This window comes from Paenibacillus plantiphilus, from assembly GCF_927798095.1.
Classification (GTDB): Bacteria; Bacillota; Bacilli; order Paenibacillales; family Paenibacillaceae; genus Paenibacillus_Z; species Paenibacillus_Z plantiphilus.
In genome coordinates, this window is sequence record NZ_CAKMMF010000047.1 from 1 (window position 1) to 26,626 (window position 26,626).

Genomic DNA, 26,626 nt, shown 5'->3' on the forward strand with positions numbered 1-26,626 from the left:
TGACGAATACTAATCGGTCGAGGGCTTATCCTATATGGCTTTCTGAAGGGTTCCTTCCAGAGAGCAAAACCAGCTAATTGTTTCTTACGCAAACCTTTCGTATCCAGTTTTCAGGGTGTAACCTGTACAGATAGAACTAACAAGTTTAGTTGTAACTGACGTGTTGCACGCGACGTTTGGCGACGTCGTACAACCTGACCTTATCGCCTTGCCCTGGCGACATAAGGGACAAGCAATTGAAGGGCAACTTGTGTGGCGGTGTAGCTCAGCTGGCTAGAGCGTACGGTTCATACCCGTGAGGTCGGGGGTTCGATCCCCTCCGCCGCTACCATACATACGGAGGCTTAGCTCAGCTGGGAGAGCATCTGCCTTACAAGCAGAGGGTCGGCGGTTCGATCCCGTCAGCCTCCACCATCTTAATAAGTACGGAGCTGTGGTGTAGTGGCCCAACATGCCTGCCTGTCACGCAGGAGACCGCGGGTTCGAATCCCGTCAGCTCCGCCATTTTTTTTGGCTCGGTAGCTCAGTCGGTAGAGCAGAGGACTGAAAATCCTCGTGTCGGCGGTTCGATTCCGTCCCGAGCCACCATCTGTATAATCCAGATGGATGATGCAGTTTTTCGGAGGGCTAGCGAAGTGGCCAAACGCAGCAGACTGTAAATCTGTTCTCTTACGAGTTCGGTGGTTCGAATCCATCGCCCTCCACCAGTTTTCTTTAAGCAAGAGCCATTAGCTCAGTTGGTAGAGCACCTGACTTTTAATCAGGGTGTCGTAGGTTCGAATCCTACATGGCTCACCATTACTTCATACACGTAACGCTGCGGTTGCATCCGCAGCGTTTTTTTGTTGTTTTCAAAGGTTTGTTGAATTGTAACGGGCGGAGATAATGGTCATGCTTCACTGCTGCTTGCACGTAGCTGAAAACAGTTGTGATGTATGTTACAATGGCTCTAAAAAGAGCACCGATGCTCGCGGATAGGGGCAGCGAATGGATGAGTGATGCCAAATGGATGGAGCAGCTTCAAGGTATACTGGATTGCTCGCTCAGACAATTTCAATTACCTGTTAGCGATTGGAGATCGAATGGAACGAAGACGAATAGAGCAACCAAATCTTCTCGATCAACGTCTGCGATTAAAGTTGGAGAACATATGGTGGGGCAGGAAGGACAACTCTGGTTTGCGCTGTATGCAGACGGGGATGCGATAACCGTTCTTGAGATTGGCAAGCATCAATTGTCTGAGACAGAGAAGAGGCTGCTTGGATGGATGATTTCGTTATTGAAGTCAACCCAATCTGCTGCTGCCTCCAATGTTACAGAGTCGGAGCGTTATGCAAGGGAATTGGGAGCATGGATAACAGAGCAACTGGAGCTTCCCGATACACAGCTCTCTGTACCGGAGCATCTGATGGCAAGAGGAAGGCTGTTCTCAAGCATGATTCCATTCCTGCTTGTCTGTGAACAGGCGGATGCTGCCGGCTCTAGCTACATGGAGCTGGAGAAGCTGCTGCGCTCTTTTCTAGCCGATGATGTCATGCTTGTTCCGTTGAAGCAGCAGGAATGGCTCGTGCTTGGCCCAGTATCCTTGATCCGTGACGCTCAATCAGAGGAGCGAGAAGGGGATCAGGAGGAGTCGGTTGAAGAGAGTCTGGCGTCGATAACGCTTGGCCTGCAGGAAATGCTGACCAGTGAATGGATTGGGGAATGTCATTTGGCGGTCTCGCAGCCTATTTCTCCGGCAAGCTCTATAATTGCCACCACGGCTTTGCTAAGGGAAACGATTCATCTAGGCAGAACCTTTCATGTGGGAACTAATATTCATCTTCCATGGCTGCTTCATTTGGAGCGCCTGCTGAGCACAATTCCTGAGAATCAACGGGCAAAGTTTGTCGAACAAGCGCTCAAACGGACGGACTTTTTTCTGGAGCCGGAAATTTTGTCGACGCTGGAAACTTTCTTCTCCCTGGATTGCAATGTCAGCGAAACGGCTAAGAAGCTGTATATCCATCGTAATACGCTGCTGTATCGGCTGGACAAGCTCAAGCAGGAAACAGAGCTGGATGTGCGGCAGTTTAGCGATGCGGTGCTAATTAAGATCGTGCTGCTTTTGTACAAAGTGACGAAAAGAAAGTAGTTTTTTTGTAAAGTATGTGCATAGTCATATGGCATGGAGTGATATAAGATAAATGTTAAGAAGAACAACTATCCGTTTAGGGGGAAATACACATGGCTGGCGTACGTCTAGAGCACATCTACAAAAAATATGCAGGAACCGATAAAGCATCGGTTACCGACGTTAATCTCGATATTAAGGATAAAGAATTCCTGGTACTCGTTGGTCCGTCGGGTTGTGGTAAATCCACAACGTTGCGTATGATCGCAGGTCTTGAAGATATTACCGAAGGCAAGCTGTTCATTGGCGAGCGCCTTGTAAACGATGTTGCTCCTAAAGATCGTGATATCGCGATGGTTTTCCAATCCTATGCCCTGTATCCGCATATGAATGTGTATCAGAATATGGCATTTGGTCTTAAACTTCGCAAATTCAAAAAAGCGGATATTGAGAAACGTGTTCGTGAAGCCGCTAAAATTCTTGATATCGAGCATTTGCTTGAGCGTAAGCCGAAGGCACTCTCCGGTGGTCAACGTCAGCGTGTTGCCCTGGGCCGCGCAATCGTTCGTGAGCCGCAAGTATTCTTAATGGATGAGCCGCTCTCCAACTTGGATGCCAAGCTTCGTGGTCAGATGCGTGCAGAAATCACGAAATTGACCAAACGTCTTGAAGTTACCGCTATCTACGTAACACATGACCAAATCGAAGCAATGACGATGGGTGACCGGATCGTAGTTATGAAGGATGGCTTCATTCAGCAAGCTGCTTCCCCGGATGAGCTTTACAACCATCCCGTTAATATTTTCGTAGCAGGCTTTATCGGATCGCCTTCCATGAACTTTGTCAACGGTACACTGTCTGATCAAGGCGGCGTTGTTCGTTTCAAAACGAATGGTGTTGATGTTGTAGTTCCAGAAGGAAGATCACAGCTGCTTCGCGACAGAGGCTTGATCGGCAAAGAAGTTATTCTTGGTATGCGTCCGGAAGATCTGCATGAAGAGCCAGTATTCCTGGAAGCATCCCCGAATTCGATCGTTAGCGCTAATGTTGAAGTTGCTGAGAACCTTGGTCACGAAATTCTGTTGTACATGAACGGTGTCGGCAATGATACAGTAATCGCTCGTGTAGACGGTCGTTCCAATGTTAAAGAAGGCGCGAAACTTAAGCTTGCGATTGATATGAACAAAGTTCATATCTTCGATAAAGAAACCGAATTGAATGTATTCGAAACGAAAGAATTGAGTCTTGAGAAAAAATAAATCATCTTTCTCTAAAGGGCATTCGCGGGTAGTATGAATCGTTCCTTCAGGTAGCCGTCCGATTGTATCGGGCGGTTTTTTGTTATGTGTGCTTTATAAAGGAGAAAACCGTTTGGCCTCTATTGACGTCTAATGGAAGTTGGACCTGAAATAAGCGGGAGAGAGGCTGTCTCATGGAAATCTTGACGGATGCTGCCAGGCTGGCTGCCTTGGCTGCCAAAGGGGATGAAGGGGCGTTTGTTACGCTCGTAACGATGGAGAAGAAGCGAATGCTGCGGATCGCTGTCAGTTATTTGCGCAGCGAGTCGGATGCGCTGGAAGCGATCCAGGAAACGGTGTGTCGCGCATGGTTGAAGCGAAGAGACTTGAAGCAGCCGAAGTTTTTTGCAACGTGGTTGATTCGCATTTTGATAAATGTGTGTACGGATGAGCTTAGAAATCGCAAAAAACGGACTGTTGTGGACGATGTCAACAGGTACGGCGGCAAGGGGCAGGAGCAACAATGGCATGATCTTGCGGGGGCAGCGGCAATAAGTCTGGATATGTCCCACGCGGTTGATCAATTATCGGATCATTACAGAAACGTCATTATACTGAAATATTATGAGGACATGACGATCACGGCGATAGCCGAGCTGTTGAACAAACCGGATGGCACGATTCGGACTTGGCTTCACAAAGCATTGAAGCAGCTGCATTCATTCATGAGAAGGACAGAGGAGGTGCCGGTCGTCAATGAACGGAACGAACTCGAATAATGATGTGGTGCGTTGTCTGCAAGCAGACCGCAGCAGGGCAGAGGACGCTGTAAAGCAGGTGGACGATGAGATGCTGGATGCAGCCATTATGAAGGGCTTGGAGCTGGGACGGGCAAAGGGTCATCCCCGACGTCGATGGCATATTCCTATGTGGGTGGCTGCAGCCGCTGTTTGTTTGCTGTTTGTTCTTGTGTTCTCTATTCGAATCTCGCCCGTATTTGCCAATGCATTGAGGGATATTCCTGGATTGAGCGCTTTTGTGAAGCTGATCGAGCATGATCCGGGGCTAAGCTCGGCTTTGTCGGAGGATTATGTTCAACCGCTAGGCATTACGCAGGAGAACAATGATATTCGGCTGACGGTGGAAGGCATTATTGTGGATGAGCAGCGGCTCGTTGTTCTTTATTCAGCGGAGAATGTTATTGAGAATAAAGAAGTGCCGCTGCGCACGATTCAGTTCACAGACGAGAAGGGGAAGGAACTAAGGGGCATTATAAGTTACAACACCCCGCCGGAATATAGCGAGGATGAAAGTGTGAAGAGTCGCAAGGAGGATGTGATTGATATTCGGCTGATACAACCAGATCTATTGCCGAATAAGGTCAAGCTGAAAGCAACCGCAGGCGAGGCGAGCTTCGAGGTTGAACTGCCTATAGACCATTCACGGTTCAAAGGCTTGTCCCGGGAGGTGTCGATCGGGAAGACGATTGAAGTTGACGGACAGCAGATCACATTCGTGCGAGCCAAGCTTAGTCCGCTTCAGATTAGACTGGAGATGAAATATGGGGCGGGCAATACGAAGAAGATCAGCGGGTTCATTGATATGGCAATTGAAGATGAGAACGGGATGCGCTGGCGGATGGATACTGTCTTTGGCTCTAAAGGTGATCAGAGCACAGAATATTTGTTCCAAAGCAGTTATTTTCACCGTCCCAAGAAGCTTGCGATTATAAGTGAAGGCATATATATGACCAAGCGAGGGGAACGTCTTGTTATTGATCTGGACAGCGAGCAGATTGTGCAGGCGCCGGATTCACGGATAGCGCTGCAGAAGGTCGTTGATAAGGGGAACTATAAGCAGCTGTTCTTCACGCTATCTGATCTGGATGATGTTGATATTCAGCGAGGATATTGGTTGACAAATGATGTCTTCACCGATGGTGAAGGCGCGTCACATGGGCTGTATGAAGCGGCAAAATATGATCCGGGCATAACGCTGAGCTTAGGTAGCCGCCAGCAGACGGTACAGATTCCGGTTCCTTCGGGTGAGCTGCCTCAGCCGTTGAGTTTTATACTGGACGATTATCCTGGATATATACGGCACCCATTTCGAATTGACTTGCCTGTGGAATAGAAATGGATGAGCGGCGAAATGAACGGAAACGTTGATTTCGCCGCTTTTTTCCTATACGATGATTACATTGGAAATTATGAGAATCATCATGATTAAAGTTGCTGGCAACGATTGAGGAGGCCGTGGAATGGCTAAGAAGGTTAAAGTTTCCGAGCTTGTTGGGCAGTTACAGCTTGAGATTGTTAGTGGAGAAGATGGACTGAAACGGAATATAACGGTGGATGATTTGTCCCGGCCTGGTCTGGAGATGGCAGGCTACTTCCATTATTACCCGAAGGAACGGGTGCAGATCCTTGGGAAAACGGAGCTTGCCTTCATGGAGACGTTAACGAATGAGGAGCGGATGGACCGCATCGAGCGTCTATGTGATGATGAGACGCCATGCTTCATCATTACACGCGGACTGGAAGCGCCGCAGGAGCTGATCGAGCAGTCAAATTTAAAGAAGATACCGGTTCTTCGCAGTACGGGGGCAACGACGATTCTGCTCAGCCGGATTACGAACTTCCTGGAGAGGAAGCTCGCGCCTTCGGCGACGATCCATGGGGTTCTTGTAGACGTCTACGGCGTTGGCATGCTTATTACGGGCGGCAGCGGCATCGGCAAGAGCGAGACTGCGCTGGAGCTTGTGAAGCGGAGCCATCGACTGGTTGCTGACGACGCGGTTGAAATTCGTCAAACCTCGGATGGACAGCTGCATGGCAGCGCCCCGGAGCTGATTCGGCATCTGCTGGAAATTCGCGGCTTGGGAATCATTAATGTGATGACGTTGTTCGGCGCCGGAGCGGTTCGGACGATGAAGAGGATTAGTGTGGTGATCAAGCTGGAGAACTGGCAGCCTGACAAACAGTATGATCGTCTAGGTCTGGATGAGGAGCTGACGCGTATCATTGATACGGATGTGCCCCTCGTTACTGTGCCGGTACGCCCCGGACGAAACCTGGCGGTTATTATTGAGGTGGCGGCAATGAACTTCCGCTTGAAGCGGATGGGCTACAATGCTGCGCTGCAGTTCACGAACAAGCTGACGGAAACCATTGCGGATGATACGGATGATTTTGATTGATAAAGGAGCTTATTGAGCTATGTTTGCATTGAGTCTGGATTCGATTGCTTTTACACTTGGGCCGCTTACGGTTCATTGGTATGGCATTATTCTTGGAGCTGCCGCACTAGTGGGTCTGCTGCTTGTGGTAAGAGAAGGCAAGCGGTTCGGCTTGTCGCAGGATTTCTTCATGGATCTGGTGCTGCTTGGCGTGCCGTCTGCTATCATTGGCGCCCGGCTATATTTTGTCGCCTTCAAGTGGGATGAGTACAATGATAATTGGCTGGACATATTCAAGATATGGAATGGCGGTATTGCGATCTACGGCGCGTTGATCGGGGCATTCATCTGCGGCTATTTCTACGCTCGCCGCAAAGGCTACAGCTTCCTGCGCATCGCGGATATTTGTGCGCCGGGACTGCTTGTCGGCCAACTGATCGGACGCTGGGGCAATTTCGTGAATCAAGAGGCTTATGGCGGTCCTGTGGAGGAGAGCTTCCTGCGGGATACACTGCATCTGCCCAATTGGATCGTCAATCAAATGAGTATTGAGGGTATATTCCATCATCCTACGTTCCTGTATGAATCATTGTGGAATCTAGTGGGTCTTGGCCTGCTGCTCTTCCTTCGCCGCCGTCCATTCCTGCGTGTCGGAGAGCTGTTGATGAGCTATTTCATCTGGTACTCCATCGGTCGCTTCTTTATTGAAGGTCTGCGCACGGATAGTCTTGCATTCCAAGGTCCATCATGGTTTGCTTCGCTGGTTGACGGCCTGTGGTCGCCAATGACAGCGGTTTTCCAGGCGGGCTATCTGGACCCTGAGTATGGCAATGTGCGTATTTCGCAAGTCGTATCGCTGTTGCTTATTATTGGCGCAGTGGCGTTTATTGTCATTCGCCGCAAGACGGGAGCAGCGAAGGAGCGTTATGCGGACCCTATTATTTCGTTTAAAACAGGGCTCCCTGCGGGAATTGTTGTACAGGATGCAGGCGACGAAGCGGAGGCAGGCGTCAATCGGAATGCCGACAAGGACAAGGGCTCTAAGAAGGAATGAACGTTAAAGGAGAAGCCGTATGACAACTGACATAAGAACGATTCTCTTTGATCTCGACGGCACGATACTCGATACGAACGAACTCATTATTGAATCTTTCATTCAATCGCTTCAGCATGTTGTTCCTGCGCCGTTCGGACGGGAGCATATTATTCCGAGCATGGGACAGCCGTTAGCGGCGCAAATACAGCTGTTCACAGGGCAAGAAGAGGTGTCTCATCTCGTTGCCGCTTATCGGGAGATCAATCTGCGTCTGCATGATGATTATGTGAAGCCGTTCCCAGGTGTGCAGGAGGTGCTGGCAAGACTGCATGGTCATGGCATTCAGATCGGGATCGTAACGACGAAGATGCGGCTGTCAACGGAACGCGGGCTGCGTTATGCGGGGTTGTATGACTATATTATGCCTCGCGGTATTGTAACCCTTGATGATGTCATGAATCCGAAGCCTCATCCTGAGCCTGTGCGGATGGCTGTGGAAGCGCTTGGCGCAGATCCGGCTGCAACGCTAATGGTAGGCGACAGCGTGGTTGATATCGAGGCTGCGGAAGCTGCCGGTGTAGCTTCGGTTGGCGTTGCTTGGTCGCTGAAGGGTGAGAAGACGCTTCGTGAGAGCGGTGCGCGGCATATTATACACGATATGCGCGATCTGTATGCGTTCGTTGGATTGGAGCGGGAGTCGCTTGAGAAACGTTGAGCGATACCCGGTAGAAGGGCCGAACGCGCTCTGGCAGATGTACCGGACCGTGAGCAGGTTTAAGGCGGTGCGCAATTTTATTTTCATCCAAATGACGCGATATTGCCCGTCACTGCCGTTGAAGAACTGGATCTATCGTCGCATACTGGGGATGAAGGTAGGGCGTCATAGCGCTTTTGCCCTGATGGTGATGGTGGATGTGTTCTTCCCTGAACGAATCTCGGTTGGCGACAATTCCATTATTGGCTACAACACGACGATTCTGACGCATGAGTATTTGATCAAGGAATATCGTCTCGGTCATGTGACGATTGGCTCGAATGTGATGATCGGCGCCAATACGACGATTCTGCCAGGTGTGACGATTGGTGATGGGGCTGTCGTTGCCGCTGGTTCGGTTGTACATAAGGATGTGCCTGCCGGCGCGTTTGTCGGCGGGAATCCCGTTCGTGAGCTATCGAGAAAATGATGATGTTGAATAAGCGGGAAGTACCACGCTGTACGGGTCAGGGTTGCGGGTCAGTTTGGCTTGACGAATCCGGTGCGGCGTGGTACTATTACGTCTAAACTCTTTATTTTGGCAGTATGGTAACTTGGTAGTACGTTAATATACTAAAGTATCTGTGGGTGAAAAACTGGATGTCCAAACCTAAAGTATTCGAGAAGCCGATTGGTGCAAAAGACTACTTGCCGCATGCGGTTGGCAAGCTGAGACAGATTGAGAATGAAGTGCTCGCCTGCATGCGTTCATGGGGCTACGAGCAGATTATGACGCCAACGATGGAATATTACGATACGGTAGGTGTCGCAAGCGCGACATCGGATCGTAAGCTGTTCAAGCTGCTTAATAATCGGGGCACGACTCTCGTGCTGCGCTCTGATATGACGGCTCCGATCGCAAGGGTGGTATCTTCGCTGCTTAAAGAGGCGCAGTTTCCTCTACGGCTGTCGTATCACTCCAACGTATTCCGCAGCATTGAAGAGGAGGCCGGTCGCGAGGCGGAGTTCTTCCAGACCGGCGTGGAGCTTGTCGGCGACGCTTCGCCGGAGGCGGATGCTGAGGTCGTAGCGCTGGCCATTGCCTCGCTCCAAGCCGCCGGTGTCGAGCGGTTCAAAATTGCGATTGGCCATGTAGGATTTCTCAATGGTCTATTCGAGGAAACGCTGGAGGGATACGGGGAGGCGGAAGAAGAGCTTAAAGCTTGTCTGCTTGGCCGTGACTATGTCGGCTATCGCGAGCGTCTTCGCGCACTGTCGCTGGCAGAGCCGATTCAACGCGAGCTGGAAGGTATTCTGCGTCTTCGCGGTGGGCAGGAAATCTGCGATCAGGCGCTGCAGCTTAGCGCGAATGCAACGGCGCAAGCGTCGATCCGCCATCTATGCGAGATGTGGGATGTGCTTCGCGCGTATGGCGTATGTGAGCATGTGATGATCGATTTAACGATGATTGGCGATTTTGGCTACTATACTGGCATGACGTTTGAAGGCTATGCGGCTGATCTTGGCTTCCCGGTTGCTAACGGGGGCCGTTATGATAATCTGCTGAAGCAGTTCGGCCGTCCAGCTCCGGCGACGGGGTTCTCTCTGAAGACGACGCGTATTCTGGAGCTGATTGGCGATGATTCTTCATTGACGGAGCAGCGTATTCTGATCGGTTATAATGCTGCCGGACGTGAGGCTGCTTTTGACGAAGCGTTGAGGCTGCGCGATTCCAGCGATGCCATCGTTGTAACGGAGAAGATGGACGCTGCGGCGCGGCTGGATGCTTTGGCTGCAGCTGCCTTGGCGTTGGATACGGACGGCAAGGTTCTGTATAAAGGCGTATCCTTCGGGACCTTCCTGCCGTTCTTCGGCGAGCATGATGGAGGAGGTGCAGGGCAATGAGCAGAATGGAGCGCGACAGCCTCGCAGGAGGCATAGAGACTTCTGGCAAGGGGGAGCTGCTTAAGGTAGCAATGCCCAAGGGACGTATCTACAAGCAGGCATCCAAGCTGTTCCGTGAAGCGGGACTGCCGATTCCAAGCGACTTTGACGATACGCGGAAGCTGATTATTGAGCTGCCTGAAGCCGGCATGTCATTCATTATGGCGAAGCCGGTGGACGTGCCTACTTATGTGGAATACGGTGTCGCTGATATCGGCATTGTAGGCAAGGATGTTCTGATGGAAGAGAATAAGGATGTCTATGAGCTGCTGGACCTCGGTATTGCCAAATGCCGGATGTCGGTCATCGGCTTGCCGGATTGGAAGCCGATTATTAATCCGCGAGTAGCTACCAAGTACCCGAATGTGGCGTCGCAATATTTTCGCGAGCTGGGGCAACAGGTAGAAGTGATCAAGCTGAACGGCTCCATCGAGCTTGCGCCGCTGATCGGCCTGGCCGACCGGATCGTCGATATGGTTGAGACGGGACAGACGCTGCGCGAGAACGGGCTGGTGGAGATGGAGTCGATATTCGGTATTACGAGCCGCCTGATCGCCAACCGCGTCAGCTACCGGATGAAGAACGAAGCGATTCAAAGCTTGTGCGACAAGCTCCAGCAGACTATTGCAGCTGGAGCGGGGAAATAGAAGGAAGCCGCGGTTTGTTGAAGCGGCTTGATATATTGAGCGGCTGCGTGCGGCAGGCGACCATAGGGTCCGCCGTCCCAGCGGCGAGAGGAGCGATGGGGCATGCGTAGGCTGCGAGCGGAGCAGTTTGGGTTGAAGCGCGAGGTGGAGTATGGCACACCTCAGCAGAATGAGACGGTACGGCAGATCGTGGAAGCGGTCCGAACCGAGGGTGATGATGCGCTGCTGCGGTATACGGAGCAGTTGGACCGGACTAAGCTGGATGCTGCGTCATTGCGCGTGACGGAAGCCGAGATTCAGGCGGCCTATGCGAAGGTGGACGACACGTTCCTGACGGCTATTCGGGAAGCGGCCGTTAATATAAGGGTATTCCACGAGAAGCAGCTGCGGCAGTCATGGGTGGATGTGCAGCCTGACGGCACGATGCTGGGGCAGCTGCTGCGACCGCTGAGGCGCGTCGGCGTGTATGTACCCGGAGGAAAAGCTGCGTATCCTTCATCGGTGCTTATGAATGTCATTCCGGCACAGGTTGCTGGCGTGCCGGAGATTGTCATGGTGACTCCGCCGTCAACGGGCGGCAAGGAAGGCATCGATCCGTTCATTCTGGTAGCGGCTGCTGAAGCGGGCGTGAAGGAAATGTATCGTGTAGGCGGCGCGCAGGCTGTTGCGGCGCTTGCATACGGAACAGCGACGATACCGCCGGTCGATAAAATTTGCGGACCCGGCAATATTTATGTCGCACTGGCGAAACGCGCCGTCTTCGGCGCTGTGGACATTGACAGCATCGCGGGGCCCAGCGAGATTGTTGTGCTTGCCGATGACACAGCAAATCCGGCTTATGTAGCTGCAGACCTGCTGTCGCAGGCGGAGCACGATGAAATGTCCTCGGCTATTCTTGTGACAACCTCGGTTACGCTGGCGGATGCGGTATCAGCTGAGGTTGAGCGGCAGCTGTCTCTGCTGCCTCGGGAAGAGATTGCCCGCAAGTCAATTGAACGCAATGGCGCTGTGCTGATGGCGGAGACGCTGGATGAGGCGCTTGCGGTCATTAACCGAATGGCGCCTGAGCATCTGGAAATTATGACAGATGAGCCGATGTCGCTGCTTGGCCGGATTGAGAATGCGGGAGCTATTTTCGTCGGCCCCTACAGCTCGGAGCCGGTAGGGGATTATTGGGCAGGTCCCAATCATATTTTGCCGACGAACGGAACGGCAAGATTCTCCTCGCCGGTGAATGTGGACGATTTCGTGAAGAAGTCGAGTTTGATCTATTACAGCAAGGATGCTCTATTAGCCAGCGGCGACAAGATTATGACTTTGGCCCGTCATGAAGGGCTGGAGGCGCATGCCCGCGCGATTGAAATCCGTTTGGAGCAGGAACGCGGTTGATGTAGGTGAATGAGTCCCATTATTGGGAATTATATATTAAGGAAGAAGGTACTTTCATGGCGGATCAAGTTACCCGTGCAGCCGATGTGGCGCGCAAGACGAATGAAACGGACATTAAGCTGGCATTTGCAATCGATGGCAGCGGCGTGTCGAAGCTCGAAACGGATGTGCCGTTTCTGAACCATATGCTGGATCTGTTCACGAAGCACGGACAGTTCGATCTGAACGTGGAAGCGCGCGGCGATGTTGATATTGACGACCACCACACGGTGGAGGATATCGGTATCTGTCTCGGTCAGACCATTCAGGAGGCGCTGGGCGACAAGCGCGGCATTAAACGTTACGCGTCTGTATTCGTTCCAATGGATGAGGCGCTGGCTCAGGTGGTCATTGATTTGAGCAACCGTCCTCATTTTGAATATCGCGCCCAGTATCCATCGGCCCAGGTTGGAAGCTTCCAGGTCGAGCTTGTTCATGAATTCCTATGGAAGCTGGCCCTTGAAGCGCGTATGACGCTTCACGTTATCGTTCATTATGGCGCCAATACGCATCATATGATTGAAGCGGTGTTCAAAGCGCTTGGGCGGGCTCTCGATGAGGCCTCAAGCATTGATCCTCGCGTGCAAGGAGTACCTTCGACGAAAGGAGTGCTGTAGATGATCGCGATTATCGACTACGGCATGGGTAATTTGCATAGCGTAAGCAAGGCTGTGGAGCGTCTTGGCTATGAGGCAATCGTAACAGCAGACGCGAAGGAAATCATGGAGGCGGATGGCGCTATTCTTCCGGGTGTCGGCGCCTTCGGCGATGCGATGCAGAATCTGCAAAATACGGGTCTGGATGAAGTGACCAAGTTCTACGCTTCCTCTGGCAAGCCGCTGCTGGGCATTTGTCTGGGCATGCAGCTATTGTTCAGTGAGAGCCAGGAGTACGGGCCGCATAAGGGGCTTAATCTGCTGCCTGGTGCGGTTATTCGTTTCCAGGGTGATTTCAAGGTTCCGCACATGGGCTGGAACAGACTATCGTTCCGTCAGGAGAATCCGCTCTTCGCAGGGCTTGAGGAAGGTCATGTCTATTTTGTCCACTCCTTTCACGCGAAGCCGGAGCAGGCAGCTGATCTGCTCGCTACGACGGATTATAACGGACAAGTAACGGCCATTGTCGGCCGTAATAATGTGTATGGCATGCAGTTCCATCCTGAGAAGAGCGGCGAGCTGGGGATGAGCCTGCTCCGCAATTTCCTGGGACTTGCAGTTGCTAGCAAAGTGGTGCTTTAATCGATGCGTCTGACTAAGCTATGAAGAGAGGCTTGGACAGGCGCTCAAATCATGAATGCTATCTTGCTATCGAATCGTTTACAGAAGGAGGCGGCATCCCATGCTGGCCAAGCGAATAATCCCATGCCTTGATGTGAAGGATGGGCGAGTGGTGAAGGGCGTGAATTTCGTCAATTTGCGCGATGCAGGCGATCCTGTTGAGCTTGCGGCTACTTATGACAAGGAAGGCGCGGATGAGCTGGTATTCCTCGATATATCGGCTTCTATCGAAGGAAGAGCGACTATGGTGGAGGTCGTCAAGCGGACAGCGGGCGAGATTACGATTCCGTTCACGGTTGGCGGCGGCATCTCCCATGTGGATGACATGAAGCGGCTGCTTCGTGCCGGAGCGGATAAGATCGGCATCAATACCGCTGCAGTCATCAATCCATCGCTCGTCAAGGACGGCTCGCGCAAATTCGGCTCCCAATGCATCGTCGTTGCTATTGATGCGAAGTTCAACCCCGAGTGGGGCGAATGGGAAGTGTATACGCACGGTGGACGGAAGGCTACAGGCACTCGGGCATTGGCTTGGGCAAAGGAAGTCGAGCAGCTTGGCGCTGGAGAGATTCTGCTGACGAGCATGGATGCAGACGGAACAAAGGATGGCTTCGATCTGAAGCTGACTCGCGCCGTATCCGAGTCGCTGAGTATTCCTGTTATCGCCTCTGGCGGCGCTGGACGGGTGGAGGATTTCTACAAGGTGTTCCAGGACGGCCGCGCGGATGCAGGCCTTGCTGCGACTATTTTTCACTATAAAGAAATGACGATTCGCGATGTTAAGGATGATCTAAGACAGAGGGGAGTAGAGGTACGATGAGCAGCGCATACGATAAGGCAGTCAGTGAGATCAAATGGGACGAGGCTGGCCTTGTTCCGACAATTATTCAGGATGCTGTCAGCAAAGAAGTGCTCATGATGGCTTATATGAACCGTGAATCGCTCGGGAAATCAATCGAATCAGGTGAAACCTGGTTCTGGAGCCGTTCCCGGAGTGAGCTCTGGCATAAGGGCGCTACAAGCGGCCACATTCAGCGCATTGTATCGATGCATTATGATTGTGATGGTGATACGCTGCTTGTACGCGTGGAGCAGAATGGCGCTGCCTGTCATACGGGAAGCTACAGCTGCTTCTTCAACAAGGTGGAGGGCATTGCTGGAACTGAAGCTGCGGATGAAGCGTTGGCGGCGGTTCCGACAGGAGATCGTTTCGCCATGCTCAACCAGCTGGAGGCCGTTATTGCCCAGCGGTATGCAGAGCGTCCGGAAGGCGCTTATACGACCTACCTGTTCGAGAAAGGCGTCGACAAAATTCTCAAGAAGGTCGGCGAAGAGGCGGCAGAGGTTATTATTGCCGCGAAGAATAATGACAAGGACGAGCTGCGCTACGAAGCCAGCGATCTCATCTTCCATCTGCTGGTGCTGCTGCGTGAGCAGGGTGTACCGCTTGATGATCTGATGGCGGAGCTGGGACGTCGTCACAATAAATCGAAGCAGTCCTCCTAATTAGGCTTGCCGCTCCAACGTTGCTTGAACCACCTGCGCTGCCGCAGAAGTCAGGCCATTTGAGGGAAGTCCAATGGATTAATCACAACGGTTATGCTGCATCAGCCGTTTGACACCATCTCTTATTGCTATGTTACTGACTGCAAAAATACAGTTAACTTGGCCGAAAATGACCCCTTCAAGCGATTTACCTGCAAAAGTGCAGCAAAAAAGCAGAGAAGTACGGTAAATGCTAGGTTCTGGGCGATGTTTGATGTATTTTTGCAGGTACTCTGTCTGCGAGCAGTTGTTTTTGATGCAGGTGATGTATTTTTGCAGGTACTCCGTCTGCCATCAGCTGTTTTTGATGCAGGTGATGTATTTTTGCAGGTGGGCGTTGTGGGCTTTAGGAGTTTGTGCAGGAATTCAGCAGCATGCGGCGGTTGTTCATTCAAAAACTGTCATAGAAGTGGATTCTGGAAGCAAGGAGGTGCCGGGGCTTTGTTGATCGATTATCATACGCATCATGCAAGATGCGGCCACGCTGTCGGCGAGCTGGAGGAGTATGTGAAGCGGGGTATCGAAATCGGCCTTCACGAGATTGGCTTGTCGGATCATATGCCGCTGCTTCACGTCGATCCTGCCGATTATTATCCTGAGATGGCTATGCCGATGGAGGAGCTCCCTCGTTATGTAGAGGAATGCTTCGGGCTGAAAGAAAAGTACAAGGGCCAGATTAATGTCCGCGTCGGTCTCGAAGGGGATTATATCGAGGGCTGCGAGGATGCGATCCATGCAATCGTCTCGGCATATCCATGGGACTACGTTATCGGCTCTGTTCATTTTCTCGGGACGTGGGACGTGACGGATTTCCGTCAGACTGCGGGCTGGGACGGCCAGGACCGAATGGCGGTGTATGAACGCTACTATGACGCAGTCGGCAAAGCGGCGGCTACCGGGTTCTATGATTATATCGGACATATCGATGTGATCAAGCGTTTCGGCTACAAGCCAGATGGCGATGTGACGGATATGGAGGATGCTGCGCTGGAGGCTGTGAAGAGGGCGGGAATCGCGATTGAGCTGAATGCTTCCGGTCTTCGAACTCCGGCGGCGGAAATGTTCCCAAGCCGCAGAATGCTGGAGCGCGTGCTCGATCTGGGTATTCCGCTGACGATCGGCTCAGATGCGCATCACCCGGAAAGACTTGGACAATATTTAGATGAAGCGCGCGCGCTGTTGAAAGAGGTCGGATTCAGGCAACTGGCGACCTTTGAAGGGCGAAAACGGCGAATGATTGATTTTTGAATTATTCGTGAATCCATGTATAATGAAAGATGTCGAAACAAGCTGTGCATACGAACGCAAATCTAGTGGTTTAATCGCTCAGGAGGGTATCATGTTTAGCGACAAGTTCCGTCTTTTCTCTGGTTCTTCGAACCAAAAGCTTGCCGAAAGCATCAGTTCCGAACTCGGAATGCCGCTCGGCAAAATCAAAGTGTCCCGCTTCAAGAGCGGCGAGATTTATGTTCACTATGAGGAGACCATTCGCAACTGCGACGTCTTCATTCTCCAGTCATTCTCGCACCCGATCAATGATCATTTTGTGGAATTGCTCGTCATGATTGATGCGGCCAAGCGCGCTTCGGCACGTACGGTTAACATCATAATGCCCTACTACGGCTATGCGCGTCAGGAGAGAAAGGCGGCGCCACGTGAGCCGATATCAGCAAAAATGCTTGCGGATGTCCTCACGACGGTGGGCGCCAACCGTGTCATTACGGTTGATCTTCATGCGCCGGCGATCCAAGGATTCTTCAATATTCCGGTCGATCACCTGACAGCGCTAGACATCATCAGTGATTACCTGAAGGGCAAGAACATCAAGAATCCGGTCGTTGTATCTCCAGATGCCGGTCGTGCATCGACGGCTGAGAAACTGGCGAACTATTTGGACTCGCCTTTTGCCATCATGATTAAGAAGCGTCCTGCTCACAATGAATCGGTCATTACTCATGTTATCGGTGACGTAACAGGTCAAACGCCGATCATTATCGAGGATATGATTGATACGGGAACGACGATTGTCAATGTCGTGGAAGGCCTCAAGGAACGCGGCGCGGAGGATGTCTATGTATGCGCTACGCATCCACTCTTCTCCGGACCCGCCCTGCAGCGGTTGGATCATCCTAATATTAAAGAAGTCGTCGTTACGGACACGATATTGCTTCCTGAGAATCGATCGGAACGATTTACGGTCCTTTCGGTTGCGCCAATGCTGGCTGAAGCAACCCGGATCATCGTGCAAGGCGGCTCTATCAGTACGCTATTCAAAAATGCCGGTGTGTAGGTAGCATCGGTACGACGAGCGATCTGGCAAGGCACAGCTAAAGGCGAACCTGTGGGGCTGTCCCAATTAGTAGTCAACTACTTTTGGGGCAGCCTCATTGCAGATGCTGTTCGATTGGAACGATCATGCTATACCGCTTACAACCTAATTAACGACCGCGAATAGCGGCTCGGCATTCCCTTGAATCGCGGGTCCTCATGCGAATAACGAACGCTTATCCTGTCAAGGCGGCGTATTTGTTGCGCAGGTCGTCCGCGATTTTCCCACATATTCTTTCGTGTATGGAATCGTCGTGCTGTGGTATAATCGTAGCAACTTTGATGTACCGGGGAGGTGCCTTGCGGATGAAAGAAAAGAAACGGGCGGCTGCCAGTCATAAAACGAAAGTAATACCGATTCAATGGGACGCAACGTTCTTCTTCGAGCGAGCTGTTCGTTCGCTGGATCGTTATCATTATGACAAGGCACTGAAATATTTCGGGCGCGCCGTTGAATATGAGCCGGATAATCCGGTCAACCATTGCAATATGGCGGGCATCCTTTCGGAGATGGGCGATTATGAGGAATCCAACCGGATTCTCTTGAAGATCGTTGAAGATTTGGACCCAACGATGACGGAATGCCACTTTTATATGGCGAACAATTATGCCAATATGGAACGGTATGAGGATGCAGAGGACTCGTTAATCCGATATTTGCAGGAGGACTCGGACGGGCAGTTTCTGGACGAAGCGGAAGAGATGATGGATTTGCTTCATTTCGAGCTTGAGCGCCCGACTCGGCTTGCTTTCATTAAAGCCCGTGAAGGCTACTACGAGCATGATCGCGCAAGGGCGATGCTGGAGGAAGGCAAGTTCGTTGAAGCGGTCAAGCTGCTGGAAGGGATTGTCGAGAAGAACGGTGAATTTCTGGCAGCTCGCAATAACTTGGCGTTAGCCTATTATTATATGGGCATGTTCGAGAAGGCGATGACGACGATCCAAGAGGTTCTGGACAGGGAGCCCGGAAATTTGCATGCATTGTGCAATCTGGCGATCTTTTATCAGCATGAAGGCAATACGGAGGCGCTGGAGCCGCTAGTAGCGCTGCTGTGCAAGACGATTCCGTTTCATCAGGAGCATGTGTTTAAGCTGGCCACGACGATGGGTATATTAGGCGAGCATCGGGAAGCGCACCGACATTTCGTGCGGCTGCTGAAGGATGGCTCGCTCCGTTCTGATGCGTGCCTTTATCACTATACTGCGGTTGCTGCATGCAATATCGGACGGCTGGAGGAAGCGCAGCGGATGTGGCAGCAAGCCAGCAAGCTTGATCCGGCATCCAATGTGCCAGACTATTATATGGAACAGCTGGCTCTCTTCAGGAGCGGAGGCCAAACGGCGCCGACCAGCTATCATTACCACCTTCCCTTCGAGGAGCAGTTCAAGCTCTGGGAGAAATCCAGTGATACGATTCCCGACCATCTGAAGCGTGATCCGCTCGTTCGTTCTTCGTTCTTCTGGGCACTGCGCCATGGGGATCGTTATACGAAACTGCAGGTTATTCAAGCCTTAGGCATGATTGCGGACAATGAAGTGAAAGATGCGCTGCGCCATTTCATTATGGAGCCGCTGGAAGATGATTATTTGAAGCGGATCGCCATATTCGTGCTCCGTTCGATTGGCGTGCATGAATCGCTGGAGGCGATCCTGGAAGGTAAGGAAACGGTTATTGAGCATAGCCGGATGCCGTCCCGATTGCCGGTATGGGAAGATAAATGGCAGGAAGTGCTGGAAGCCGCGCTTCTTCGCATGAACAAGCATTATGACCTGGTGCAGCAGCATGATCTGCTGACGCTTTGGATCGAGTTCCTGTCGCGCGTCTATCCGGAAGTGCCTAAACTCGGGAAGGTAGAGGGCTGGGCGGCAGCACTGGAATATTTGACGGCGAAAATGCACAGGCGGGCGATCTCCTATCATGAGGTATCCCAGCGATATGGCATTTCCATTGCGACGGTAAGCAAATGCTCGAAGCGTATAGATGAAATATGTGGGATTAAGGAAAAGATGAAATTAATTTTCCCTGCTTTGGCTGATTCTAATAATGAACGATAAAATTTGAACAGACGTTTTTGAAGGAGGCAATTAACATGTATAAATCCATCATTATCGGTACGGGTCCGGCTGGGCTGACAGCCGCCATTTATCTGGCTCGCGCAAACATGAGCCCACTCGTTATTGAAGGTCCAGAGCCAGGCGGCCAGTTGACGACGACGACAGATGTTGAGAATTTCCCAGGCTTTCCTGATGGGATCATGGGCCCTGATCTGATGGCGAACATGCGCAAGCAAGCGGAGCGATTCGGCGCTGAATTCCGTACCGGTTGGGTCAACTCTGTTGATACTTCCAAGCGTCCATTCACGCTACAGGTTGAAGGACAAGGCGAGCTGCAGGCGGAGACACTCATCATATCCACGGGAGCCTCGGCCAAGTATCTTGGAATTGCCAATGAGAAGGAGAATATCGGCCGCGGTGTCAGCACTTGCGCGACTTGTGACGGATTCTTCTTCAGAGGCAAGAAAATCATTGTTGTCGGAGGCGGCGACTCTGCAATGGAAGAAGCGAACTTCCTGACGCGGTTCGCATCAGAGGTTGTACTGGTCCATCGCCGTGAGGAAATGCGCGCTTCGAAGATTATGCAGGACCGCGCTCGCGAGAACAGCAAGATCAGTTGGGCGCTTAACCAGACGCCGCTTGAGGTAGTAGCAGGGGATCAGGGCGTGACTGGGCTGAAGGTCCGCAACAATGAGACGGGTGCAGAGGAAGTCATCGAGACGAATGGCATCTTCGTAGCAATCGGCCATACACCGAATACAAAATTCCTTGACGGTCAGCTGGATACGGATGAGACGGGATACCTGCTTGTGAAGCCGGGAACGTCGGAGACGAATATTCAAGGCATCTTCGCTTGCGGCGATGTTCAGGATCATAAGTACCGTCAAGCGATTACGGCTGCGGGCAGCGGCTGTATGGCCGCGCTTGATTGCGAGAGATTCCTTGAAGAGAACGCTGTTCATGACTGGAGTCAATCGGTTTAAGCTGCATAAATGCAATATCTGACCATGCGAGAGTGGGATGAGGTCAGATTGACGACGCTGCCTGAGGAGAAGGGCGGCGTCGCTTCATGTAAGAGGCTGGCAGGCAAACCCTTGCCGAAGGCGGTTTTGATACCCTTGACCACTATGGAATGTTCAATTATAGTGGGAGCAGAAGTATGACATACCTATATTGTAGAGGTGGATTAGTGAATGTCTGAGAAGATTGTTGTTGGTGTTGATATCGGCGGAACCGCCATTAAAGTTGGTATTTGCAGCATTGATGGAGAGCTGCTCCATACGTTTGAAGGTCCGACAGAAGTAGAAAAGGGAAGCGACACGATCTGCAGCAACATCGCTCAATATGCGCGCGATATTGTCGAACAATCCCCATTCAGCTGGGAGCAGGTGGAGGGAGTCGGCATCGGCATCGCAGGGTTCCTCGATATTCCGAACGGAATCGTCAAATTCTCGCCAAACTTGCCCTTGCAGAATGTGAGCTTGAAGGCTTATCTGGAAGAGAAGCTGGAGAAGAAGGTGCTTGTCAATAACGATGCCAATGTGGCGGCGCTCGGCGAGGCATGGGCTGGCGCTGGCAAGGGTGTCGAACACTGCGTCTGCTACACGCTTGGTACTGGTGTAGGGGGCGGCGTTATTATAGGCGGGAGAATCGTCGAGGGCTTCAACGGAATGGCTGGCGAGCTGGGCCATATGTCTATCGTTCCGGATCTGGAAGCGATCCAATGCGGCTGCGGCAAGATGGGCTGTCTGGAATCGGTATCGTCGGCAACAGGCATCATTAAGATGGCCAAGGATGCTGTAGAACGCGGCGACCGCACCTCGTTGTCCTTTGTAGAGAACATTATGGCGAAGGATGTGATCGATGCGGCAAAAGCCGGCGATGAGGTGGCGATTCGTATCGTTAATCGCGCAGCATTTTATCTGGGCAAATCAATGGCTCTGATGGCGGTTGTCCTTAATCCGCAGCGCTTCATTATTGGGGGCGGCGTGTCCAAAGCCGGGGAATTCCTGTTCGAGCAAATTCGGGAAGTGTTCCACAAGTTCACACCGGAAAGCGCGCAAGAGGGTGTTGAGATCGTACCTGCTGTTCTAGGCAACAATGCTGGAGTCGTAGGGGCGGCGGGTCTTATTATTCGTTCTTAATTCAGCGGACGTTCGTGGGGAGGAATAGACAATGGATGCGGGAACAGCGAAAGCGAAGCTGGTCATTATCACAGGAATGTCTGGTGCGGGCAAGACGATTGCGGTGCAGAGTCTGGAGGATCTCGGATTCTTCTGCGTCGATAATTTGCCGCCGGTCCTTATTCCTAAGTTTGCCGAGCTCATCGAGCAGTCGAATGGCAAAATAGGCAAGGTGGCTCTTGTGATTGATCTGCGGGGACGCGAGTTTTTCACGGCGTTGTCGGAGTCTCTCAGCTATGTGAAGGATCATTTTACGATTGGATATGAGATTCTATTTCTTGATGCGACAGACAGCGTTCTCGTTCAGCGGTATAAAGAAAGCCGCAGACGCCATCCGCTTGCCCCCGAAGGGCTGCCGCTGGAGGGCATTAAGATGGAGCGGCGCATGCTGGAGGATTTGAAGGGCTGGGCAACACAGGTTATCGATACGAGCAGCCTCAAGCCTGTCCAGCTTAAAGAGCGTATTATATCGCGGTTTACGAATGCGGACCTCAATACGATATCGATTAATATTACTTCATTCGGCTTCAAATACGGAATTCCGATAGATGCAGATTTGATCTATGATGTCCGGTTTCTGCCGAATCCGCACTATGTGGATCATCTCCGTCCGAACACAGGACAGGACCCGGAAGTCTATGATTATGTAATGAAGTGGCCGGAGACGCAAGCCTTTCTTACCAAGCTGCTCGATATGCTGCAGTTCCTCATTCCGCTCTACCGCAAGGAAGGCAAGAGCCAGGTGGTTATCGGAATCGGATGTACAGGCGGCAAGCATCGTTCCGTCGCCATTGCTGAATATTTAAGCCGGATGCTCGGGAGCAGCGATACGGAAGCTGTACGTGTTAGCCATCGCGATTCTGATCGCGACCGGCACTGAGGTGGACATGGCAAAATCCAATAAGAAGCCTCAGCTTCCTCGTATCGTTGTGATGGGCGGCGGAACGGGGCTATCGGTTATGCTGCGCGGCTTGAAGGAAAAGCCGCTGGACATAACGGCGATTGTGACCGTAGCGGATGATGGCGGCAGCTCGGGCATTTTACGAAATGAGCTGCATATTCCGCCGCCTGGGGACATTCGCAATGTGCTCATTGCTCTGGCCGATGTAGAGCCACTTCTCTCCGATATGCTGCAGTACCGCTTTAGCAACGGGACTGGTCTTGCAGGCCATAGTCTTGGCAATTTAATGCTCGCCGCTATGACCGATATTTCAGGAGACTTTGTCAGCGGTGTTCGCGAGCTTAGCCGAGTTCTTGCCGTGCGTGGCCGAGTGCTTCCGGCTGCCGGGCAGGCGATTATTCTGCATGCTGAGATGATAGATGGAACAATCGTCTCTGGCGAATCCAACATTCCCAAGGCAGGCAGGGCGATCAAGCGTGTATTTATCGAGCCATCAGATGTCGAGCCGCTTGAAGAAGCGGTGGAAGCAATCCGCAGTGCGGATGCCATTCTAATCGGACCAGGCAGCTTATACACGAGTATTATTCCAAATCTGCTCGTTCCCAAGCTTGCGGAGAGCATTGTGGCGTCAGATGCGGTCAAAATGTTCGTATGCAATGTTATGACTCAGCCGGGCGAGACGGATAATTATTCGGTCAGCGATCATTTGGATGCTGTACATGCACATATTGGTCATCATCTATTCGATTATATTATCGTTAACGATGGAGAAATTCCGCCGCAGGTTCAACTGAAATATGCGGAGCTCGGCGCAAAGGCGGTCCATCTTGATTTAGAGGAAGTAACACGTCGTGGATACAAGGTGATTGCCGACAGGCTTGTCTTGTTCCGAACTTATTTGCGGCACGATGCGGCTAGACTTAGCCATCATATTTATCAATTGGTGGAAAGCTGGATGGAGAGAAAGGGGTGATATGAGGTGTCTTTTGCGGCTCAAACGAAGAAAGAATTAACGCTTATCGAGGCTGAGCCGTGCTGTGAGATTGCGGAGCTGTCCGCTCTCATTCGGATGAATGGGTCTGTTCAATTATCCAGCCGCAAAGTCATTCTCGATATCTCCACCGAAAATGCCGCTATTGCCAGAAGGATCTATTCGCTTATCAAGAAGCTGTTTGCGGTTCATACGGAGCTTCTTGTACGCAAGAAAATGAGACTTAAGAAAAATAATGTCTACATCGTGCGGATTCCGATCAAGGTACAGGAAATTCTAAACGAGCTGGGCATTGTATCTGAAGGTTTCATGTTCAACCAGGGCATCGACAAGGAGATGATTCGCAAGCCATGCTGCAAGCGGTCGTATCTAAGGGGTGCATTTCTTGCCAGCGGTTCTGTGAACAATCCTGAAGGTTCTTCTTACCATCTGGAGATCTCCACCATGTACGAGGAGCATTGCAAGGCGCTCGTGGAGCTGGCCAACAAGTTCGATCTGAATGCCCGCTGTATTGAGCGGAAGAAGGGCTTCATCTTCTATATGAAGGAAGGCGAGAAAATTATCGAGCTTCTGAGCATTATTGGGGCCCATCAGGCATTGTTCAAATTCGAGGATGTACGTATCATGCGGGATATGCGGAACTCTGTTAACCGTATTGTAAATTGCGAAACAGCGAATTTAAACAAAACGATTGGTGCTGCTGTTCGGCAGATCGATAATATTAAGCTGCTTCAGAAGTCCGTTGGATTGGAAAGTCTTCCAGATAAGCTGCGTGAGGTTGCGGAGATCCGCTTGCAGCATCCGGACTTGAATCTGAAGGAAGTCGGAGAGATGCTCAAGGGGACAGTCAGCAAATCAGGTGTGAACCACAGACTGCGCAAAATCGACGAGATGGCGGAAAAAATCAGGAACGGTTAGGCAGAAGGCTAGTGATGTTGTCATAAAAGTGGTATAATGGTGTGAAAAATATGTTTACGTTATCAATATAAGAGTTTATTCCGTATAGGGGGTAAGGTTTCCATGACAAGGCATCCGGTTGTCGTTCGACTTAAGACAGGTCTCCATGCAAGACCGGCCGCACTTTTCGTCCAGGAAGCGAATAAGTTTTCTTCCGAAGTGTTCGTCGAGAAAGACGATAAAAAAGTGAACGCAAAATCGATTATGGGGATTATGAGCCTGGCAATCAGCTCCGGTACAGAGGTAACGATCAGCGCGGAAGGTTCGGATGCCGACCAGGCTGTAACCGCTTTAGTCAATTTGGTCAGCAAGGAAGAGTTGGAAAACCAATAATACAGTGAAAAGAAGCTCCCTTCGGGGAGTTTTTTTATTGGCCTCCAGTTTCTGCAACAATGATGGAGCTCGTATCGTCTTAGAGGATACTACAGGTGAGGAGATGATTGGACAATGGATAATCAGGTGAAAAATTCTTTTGCAGATGGCAATGGTCAGCGAGGCAAAGGATTTCGCAAATACACGATGCTGTTGATTGTGCCAGCGCTAGCAGTCGCTGTGGGTGTGGGATCTTTGCTGGGAGCAAGCGGTGGCAAGGATGAGGTGTATGCACTTGAAGCAGCTGCGAATGTGCAGAAGGGGCTGATTACAGTATCCGGTGAAGGAAAGCTGCAGGCTGCTCCTGATGTTGCCTATATTCAGCTTGCTATCGAGACTCGCGCTGCGACAGCGAAGGAAGCACAGTCCAAGAACGCGACTAAATTCGCGGCTTTGAAGAAAGTGCTGTTTGAGACACATAAGCTGGCAGCTAAGGATGTGCAGTCTACTGGTTTCTCGGTGCATCCTGACTATCAATACAACAATAAGGATGGCACAAGCAAGATTGTAGGCTATATCTCTGCGCACAGTATTCGAATCACTACACGTGATCTGGAAGGAACGGGACAACTGCTTGATGATCTGTCAGCAGCAGGGGCGAATCGTGTGGATGGAATTCAGTTTGATACAGAGAAGGGAGAGCAATACGAGCTTCAGGCGTTAGGCAAGGCGATGGAGAATGCGAAAGCGAAAGCGGAAGCGCTGGCAAAAGCTGCGGGGCGTCAAGTCAAAGGGGTAGTTAATATCTCGGAGAGCAATGCCAGCAGCGGCCCTATTCCTTACTATGGAAACTACAGTTTGGCGAAGAATGAGGCGGCAGATACAGCAGCTCCAACTTCGATTCAAAGCGGGGAGATCTCGCTGTCTAGTAATGTGACCGTCGTTTACGAAATGCAATGAGTAGAACAAAGAACGGGGCCTTCTCTGGAGAAAGCCCCGTTCTTTGTTACGTCTTAATTGATCATGGAATTATAATGCTGCTCATTGCTTGGGGTCAGTCCGCGTTGATCGATTGCCTGTTCAATTAGCGCAATGAATTCTTCTGACAGACGCATAGCTTTGGCTTCATGGTATACTTCAATCAGATGAGTGTCGCTAAGCGGACGCAATAGTAATGATTTGTCCTGCATAGGCAGAAACAGCTGTTGTGTTTCCTGAGTCTCATTTGTGTGGCGTTCGAAAGGTTGCTCATATACTGGCGCATAGGGAGTGAATTTACGTCCAGGTTCACTGGATCGGATGAAATTTCGCACGCTCGCGAATGGATTGGATAGTTTCATGCGTGTGCAACTCCGTTAATTAGATTTCGTATTGAATGGCCCAAGTGACGGGGAATATGGAATCATTTAGTACATATTAACATGAAATTAAGACATCGTCGTTATGGATTCATCCGTACGAATTTTTCTTGACAGAAAAGAAATAATGTGTTTATTGGGTCTTTTTAGGAGATGAAAAGGAGGCTGTCCCAGTAATAGGTTAGCTCCTATTGGGACATTCATATCGCTTATGATGATGAGCAAATGGCGCATTTGGCAGGGGCACCTTGTGCAGCTCCCAGCGTGTAATCCGCTGCGCAGGCAGAAGGATCCTCCGATCGCTGTTGTTCCCGGAGTTCCTGATAATAGAGGCAAGGTTGAAATCCGGGAACAATGGCGAACGCTGAGGCTCCTACAGGTTCCTTCTGTTTCGCACCTTTGTTCTTTTCTTATACCCAAACCCAAACCCAAACCCAAACC

The 26,626-nt window shown here is 51.2% G+C and carries 26 protein-coding genes and 6 tRNA genes; 31 read left to right on the forward strand and 1 reads right to left on the reverse strand.

The features are described from left to right. The first annotated feature begins 254 nt into the window (after positions 1–254). From L6H65_RS25285 to L6H65_RS25435, 31 genes are all read left to right on the forward strand, one after another. Positions 255–331, forward strand: a tRNA-Met gene (locus L6H65_RS25285). A gap of 7 nt (positions 332–338) precedes the next feature. Then, a tRNA-Val gene (locus L6H65_RS25290) sits at positions 339–414 on the forward strand. Between the two features lie 13 nt (positions 415–427). Next, positions 428–504, forward strand: a tRNA-Asp gene (locus tag L6H65_RS25295). 8 nt (positions 505–512) lie between these two features. Continuing rightward, positions 513–588 (forward strand) — tRNA-Phe (locus L6H65_RS25300). Between the two features lie 33 nt (positions 589–621). Continuing rightward, positions 622–707, forward strand: a tRNA-Tyr gene (locus L6H65_RS25305). 15 nt (positions 708–722) lie between these two features. Beyond that, positions 723–798: transfer RNA gene (locus tag L6H65_RS25310), tRNA-Lys, on the forward strand. Between the two features lie 193 nt (positions 799–991). Then, positions 992–2,134: a PucR family transcriptional regulator gene (locus L6H65_RS25315; protein WP_236347146.1), complete on the forward strand. Its 1,143-nt coding sequence runs from the start codon at positions 992–994 to the stop codon at positions 2,132–2,134. 92 nt (positions 2,135–2,226) lie between these two features. Continuing rightward, positions 2,227–3,372: an ABC transporter ATP-binding protein gene (locus L6H65_RS25320; protein ID WP_236347149.1), complete on the forward strand. Its 1,146-nt coding sequence runs from the start codon at positions 2,227–2,229 to the stop codon at positions 3,370–3,372. A 173-nt stretch (positions 3,373–3,545) separates the two neighbouring features. Further along, positions 3,546–4,130, forward strand: coding sequence for a sigma-70 family RNA polymerase sigma factor (locus L6H65_RS25325; RefSeq protein WP_236347152.1), 585 nt, complete (start codon positions 3,546–3,548; stop codon positions 4,128–4,130). Beyond that, positions 4,108–5,484, forward strand: a complete 1,377-nt coding sequence (locus tag L6H65_RS25330) for a DUF4179 domain-containing protein (RefSeq protein ID WP_236347155.1) — start codon at positions 4,108–4,110, stop codon at positions 5,482–5,484. The genes L6H65_RS25325 and L6H65_RS25330 overlap by 23 nt, the downstream gene beginning before the upstream one ends. A gap of 127 nt (positions 5,485–5,611) precedes the next feature. Beyond that, positions 5,612–6,550, forward strand: coding sequence for an HPr(Ser) kinase/phosphatase (gene hprK / locus L6H65_RS25335; protein WP_219875051.1), 939 nt, complete (start codon positions 5,612–5,614; stop codon positions 6,548–6,550). A gap of 19 nt (positions 6,551–6,569) precedes the next feature. Beyond that, the gene (lgt, locus tag L6H65_RS25340) at positions 6,570–7,583 is read left to right on the forward strand and encodes a prolipoprotein diacylglyceryl transferase (RefSeq protein WP_236347157.1); all 1,014 of its coding nucleotides are present in this window, start codon (positions 6,570–6,572) and stop codon (positions 7,581–7,583) included. Positions 7,584–7,602: 19 nt separating this feature from the next. Continuing rightward, on the forward strand, positions 7,603–8,280 hold the full coding sequence (locus tag L6H65_RS25345; RefSeq protein WP_236347160.1) for an HAD-IA family hydrolase: 678 nt from the start codon (positions 7,603–7,605) through the stop codon (positions 8,278–8,280). Continuing rightward, positions 8,267–8,749: an acyltransferase gene (locus L6H65_RS25350; RefSeq protein ID WP_236347164.1), complete on the forward strand. Its 483-nt coding sequence runs from the start codon at positions 8,267–8,269 to the stop codon at positions 8,747–8,749. The genes L6H65_RS25345 and L6H65_RS25350 overlap by 14 nt, the downstream gene beginning before the upstream one ends. 170 nt (positions 8,750–8,919) lie before the next feature. Continuing rightward, positions 8,920–10,164, forward strand: coding sequence for an ATP phosphoribosyltransferase regulatory subunit (locus tag L6H65_RS25355; RefSeq protein WP_236347167.1), 1,245 nt, complete (start codon positions 8,920–8,922; stop codon positions 10,162–10,164). Further along, positions 10,161–10,850: an ATP phosphoribosyltransferase gene (hisG, locus tag L6H65_RS25360; protein ID WP_371877767.1), complete on the forward strand. Its 690-nt coding sequence runs from the start codon at positions 10,161–10,163 to the stop codon at positions 10,848–10,850. Before L6H65_RS25355 ends, hisG begins: the two co-directional genes overlap by 4 nt. 102 nt (positions 10,851–10,952) lie before the next feature. Further along, positions 10,953–12,239, forward strand: coding sequence for a histidinol dehydrogenase (gene hisD, locus L6H65_RS25365; protein WP_236347170.1), 1,287 nt, complete (start codon positions 10,953–10,955; stop codon positions 12,237–12,239). Positions 12,240–12,295: 56 nt separating this feature from the next. Further along, complete coding sequence (gene hisB / locus L6H65_RS25370; protein WP_236347173.1) at positions 12,296–12,895, forward strand: imidazoleglycerol-phosphate dehydratase HisB; 600 nt, start codon at positions 12,296–12,298, stop codon at positions 12,893–12,895. Next, positions 12,896–13,516, forward strand: a complete 621-nt coding sequence (gene hisH, locus L6H65_RS25375; protein ID WP_236347176.1) for an imidazole glycerol phosphate synthase subunit HisH — start codon at positions 12,896–12,898, stop codon at positions 13,514–13,516. Positions 13,517–13,616: 100 nt separating this feature from the next. Next, entirely contained in the window at positions 13,617–14,375 is a 759-nt protein-coding gene (gene hisF / locus L6H65_RS25380; RefSeq protein WP_236347180.1) for an imidazole glycerol phosphate synthase subunit HisF, read from the forward strand. Beyond that, a complete protein-coding gene (gene hisIE, locus L6H65_RS25385) occupies positions 14,372–15,061 on the forward strand; it encodes a bifunctional phosphoribosyl-AMP cyclohydrolase/phosphoribosyl-ATP diphosphatase HisIE (RefSeq protein WP_236347184.1) in 690 nt (229 codons plus the stop codon). Before hisF ends, hisIE begins: the two co-directional genes overlap by 4 nt. A gap of 480 nt (positions 15,062–15,541) precedes the next feature. Then, positions 15,542–16,348 (forward strand): histidinol-phosphatase HisJ, encoded by an 807-nt coding sequence (gene hisJ / locus L6H65_RS25390; protein WP_236347187.1) that lies wholly within the window; start codon positions 15,542–15,544, stop codon positions 16,346–16,348. 91 nt (positions 16,349–16,439) lie between these two features. Continuing rightward, positions 16,440–17,390, forward strand: a complete 951-nt coding sequence (locus tag L6H65_RS25395; protein ID WP_236347190.1) for a ribose-phosphate diphosphokinase — start codon at positions 16,440–16,442, stop codon at positions 17,388–17,390. 344 nt (positions 17,391–17,734) lie between these two features. Next, complete coding sequence (locus tag L6H65_RS25400) at positions 17,735–19,483, forward strand: tetratricopeptide repeat protein (protein WP_236347193.1); 1,749 nt, start codon at positions 17,735–17,737, stop codon at positions 19,481–19,483. Between the two features lie 35 nt (positions 19,484–19,518). Beyond that, entirely contained in the window at positions 19,519–20,466 is a 948-nt protein-coding gene (gene trxB / locus L6H65_RS25405; RefSeq protein WP_236347197.1) for a thioredoxin-disulfide reductase, read from the forward strand. A 210-nt stretch (positions 20,467–20,676) separates the two neighbouring features. Then, positions 20,677–21,627, forward strand: a complete 951-nt coding sequence (locus L6H65_RS25410) for an ROK family glucokinase (RefSeq protein ID WP_236347202.1) — start codon at positions 20,677–20,679, stop codon at positions 21,625–21,627. 31 nt (positions 21,628–21,658) lie between these two features. Beyond that, positions 21,659–22,546, forward strand: a complete 888-nt coding sequence (gene rapZ, locus L6H65_RS25415) for an RNase adapter RapZ (protein WP_236347207.1) — start codon at positions 21,659–21,661, stop codon at positions 22,544–22,546. A 7-nt stretch (positions 22,547–22,553) separates the two neighbouring features. Next, a complete protein-coding gene (gene mgfK / locus L6H65_RS25420; protein ID WP_236347221.1) occupies positions 22,554–23,540 on the forward strand; it encodes a gluconeogenesis morphogenetic factor MgfK in 987 nt (328 codons plus the stop codon). A gap of 6 nt (positions 23,541–23,546) precedes the next feature. Next, positions 23,547–24,476 carry a DNA-binding protein WhiA gene (whiA, locus tag L6H65_RS25425; protein ID WP_236347210.1) on the forward strand — a complete coding sequence of 310 codons (930 nt, stop codon included), beginning with the start codon at positions 23,547–23,549 and terminating at the stop codon, positions 24,474–24,476. A gap of 102 nt (positions 24,477–24,578) precedes the next feature. Continuing rightward, on the forward strand, positions 24,579–24,848 hold the full coding sequence (locus L6H65_RS25430) for an HPr family phosphocarrier protein (protein WP_090583454.1): 270 nt from the start codon (positions 24,579–24,581) through the stop codon (positions 24,846–24,848). A 114-nt stretch (positions 24,849–24,962) separates the two neighbouring features. Then, positions 24,963–25,787: an SIMPL domain-containing protein gene (locus L6H65_RS25435; RefSeq protein WP_236347213.1), complete on the forward strand. Its 825-nt coding sequence runs from the start codon at positions 24,963–24,965 to the stop codon at positions 25,785–25,787. A 53-nt stretch (positions 25,788–25,840) separates the two neighbouring features. Here L6H65_RS25435 and L6H65_RS25440 read toward each other — a convergent pair whose 3' ends face one another. Continuing rightward, positions 25,841–26,167 carry a sporulation histidine kinase inhibitor Sda gene (locus L6H65_RS25440; protein ID WP_236347215.1) on the reverse strand — a complete coding sequence of 109 codons (327 nt, stop codon included), beginning with the start codon at positions 26,165–26,167 and terminating at the stop codon, positions 25,841–25,843. Positions 26,168–26,626: the final 459 nt, after the last annotated feature.

Excerpts from the sequence above, each read along its gene's own strand:
- L6H65_RS25315 (WP_236347146.1), top strand. The coding sequence starts at position 992 with ATGAGTGATGCCAAATGGATGGAGCAGCTTCAAGGTATACTGGATTGC.
- L6H65_RS25320 (WP_236347149.1), top strand. The coding sequence starts at position 2,227 with ATGGCTGGCGTACGTCTAGAGCACATCTACAAAAAATATGCAGGAACC.
- L6H65_RS25325 (WP_236347152.1), top strand. The coding sequence starts at position 3,546 with ATGGAAATCTTGACGGATGCTGCCAGGCTGGCTGCCTTGGCTGCCAAA.
- L6H65_RS25330 (WP_236347155.1), top strand. The coding sequence starts at position 4,108 with ATGAACGGAACGAACTCGAATAATGATGTGGTGCGTTGTCTGCAAGCA.
- hprK (WP_219875051.1), top strand. The coding sequence starts at position 5,612 with ATGGCTAAGAAGGTTAAAGTTTCCGAGCTTGTTGGGCAGTTACAGCTT.
- lgt (WP_236347157.1), top strand. The coding sequence starts at position 6,570 with ATGTTTGCATTGAGTCTGGATTCGATTGCTTTTACACTTGGGCCGCTT.
- L6H65_RS25345 (WP_236347160.1), top strand. The coding sequence starts at position 7,603 with ATGACAACTGACATAAGAACGATTCTCTTTGATCTCGACGGCACGATA.
- L6H65_RS25355 (WP_236347167.1), top strand. The coding sequence starts at position 8,920 with ATGTCCAAACCTAAAGTATTCGAGAAGCCGATTGGTGCAAAAGACTAC.
- hisG (WP_371877767.1), top strand. The coding sequence starts at position 10,161 with ATGAGCAGAATGGAGCGCGACAGCCTCGCAGGAGGCATAGAGACTTCT.
- hisD (WP_236347170.1), top strand. The coding sequence starts at position 10,953 with ATGCGTAGGCTGCGAGCGGAGCAGTTTGGGTTGAAGCGCGAGGTGGAG.
- hisB (WP_236347173.1), top strand. The coding sequence starts at position 12,296 with ATGGCGGATCAAGTTACCCGTGCAGCCGATGTGGCGCGCAAGACGAAT.
- hisH (WP_236347176.1), top strand. The coding sequence starts at position 12,896 with ATGATCGCGATTATCGACTACGGCATGGGTAATTTGCATAGCGTAAGC.
- hisF (WP_236347180.1), top strand. The coding sequence starts at position 13,617 with ATGCTGGCCAAGCGAATAATCCCATGCCTTGATGTGAAGGATGGGCGA.
- hisIE (WP_236347184.1), top strand. The coding sequence starts at position 14,372 with ATGAGCAGCGCATACGATAAGGCAGTCAGTGAGATCAAATGGGACGAG.
- L6H65_RS25395 (WP_236347190.1), top strand. The coding sequence starts at position 16,440 with ATGTTTAGCGACAAGTTCCGTCTTTTCTCTGGTTCTTCGAACCAAAAG.
- L6H65_RS25400 (WP_236347193.1), top strand. The coding sequence starts at position 17,735 with ATGAAAGAAAAGAAACGGGCGGCTGCCAGTCATAAAACGAAAGTAATA.
- trxB (WP_236347197.1), top strand. The coding sequence starts at position 19,519 with ATGTATAAATCCATCATTATCGGTACGGGTCCGGCTGGGCTGACAGCC.
- L6H65_RS25410 (WP_236347202.1), top strand. The coding sequence starts at position 20,677 with ATGTCTGAGAAGATTGTTGTTGGTGTTGATATCGGCGGAACCGCCATT.
- rapZ (WP_236347207.1), top strand. The coding sequence starts at position 21,659 with ATGGATGCGGGAACAGCGAAAGCGAAGCTGGTCATTATCACAGGAATG.
- mgfK (WP_236347221.1), top strand. The coding sequence starts at position 22,554 with ATGGCAAAATCCAATAAGAAGCCTCAGCTTCCTCGTATCGTTGTGATG.
- L6H65_RS25430 (WP_090583454.1), top strand. The coding sequence starts at position 24,579 with ATGACAAGGCATCCGGTTGTCGTTCGACTTAAGACAGGTCTCCATGCA.
- L6H65_RS25435 (WP_236347213.1), top strand. The coding sequence starts at position 24,963 with ATGGATAATCAGGTGAAAAATTCTTTTGCAGATGGCAATGGTCAGCGA.
- L6H65_RS25440 (WP_236347215.1), bottom strand. The coding sequence starts at position 26,167 with ATGAAACTATCCAATCCATTCGCGAGCGTGCGAAATTTCATCCGATCC.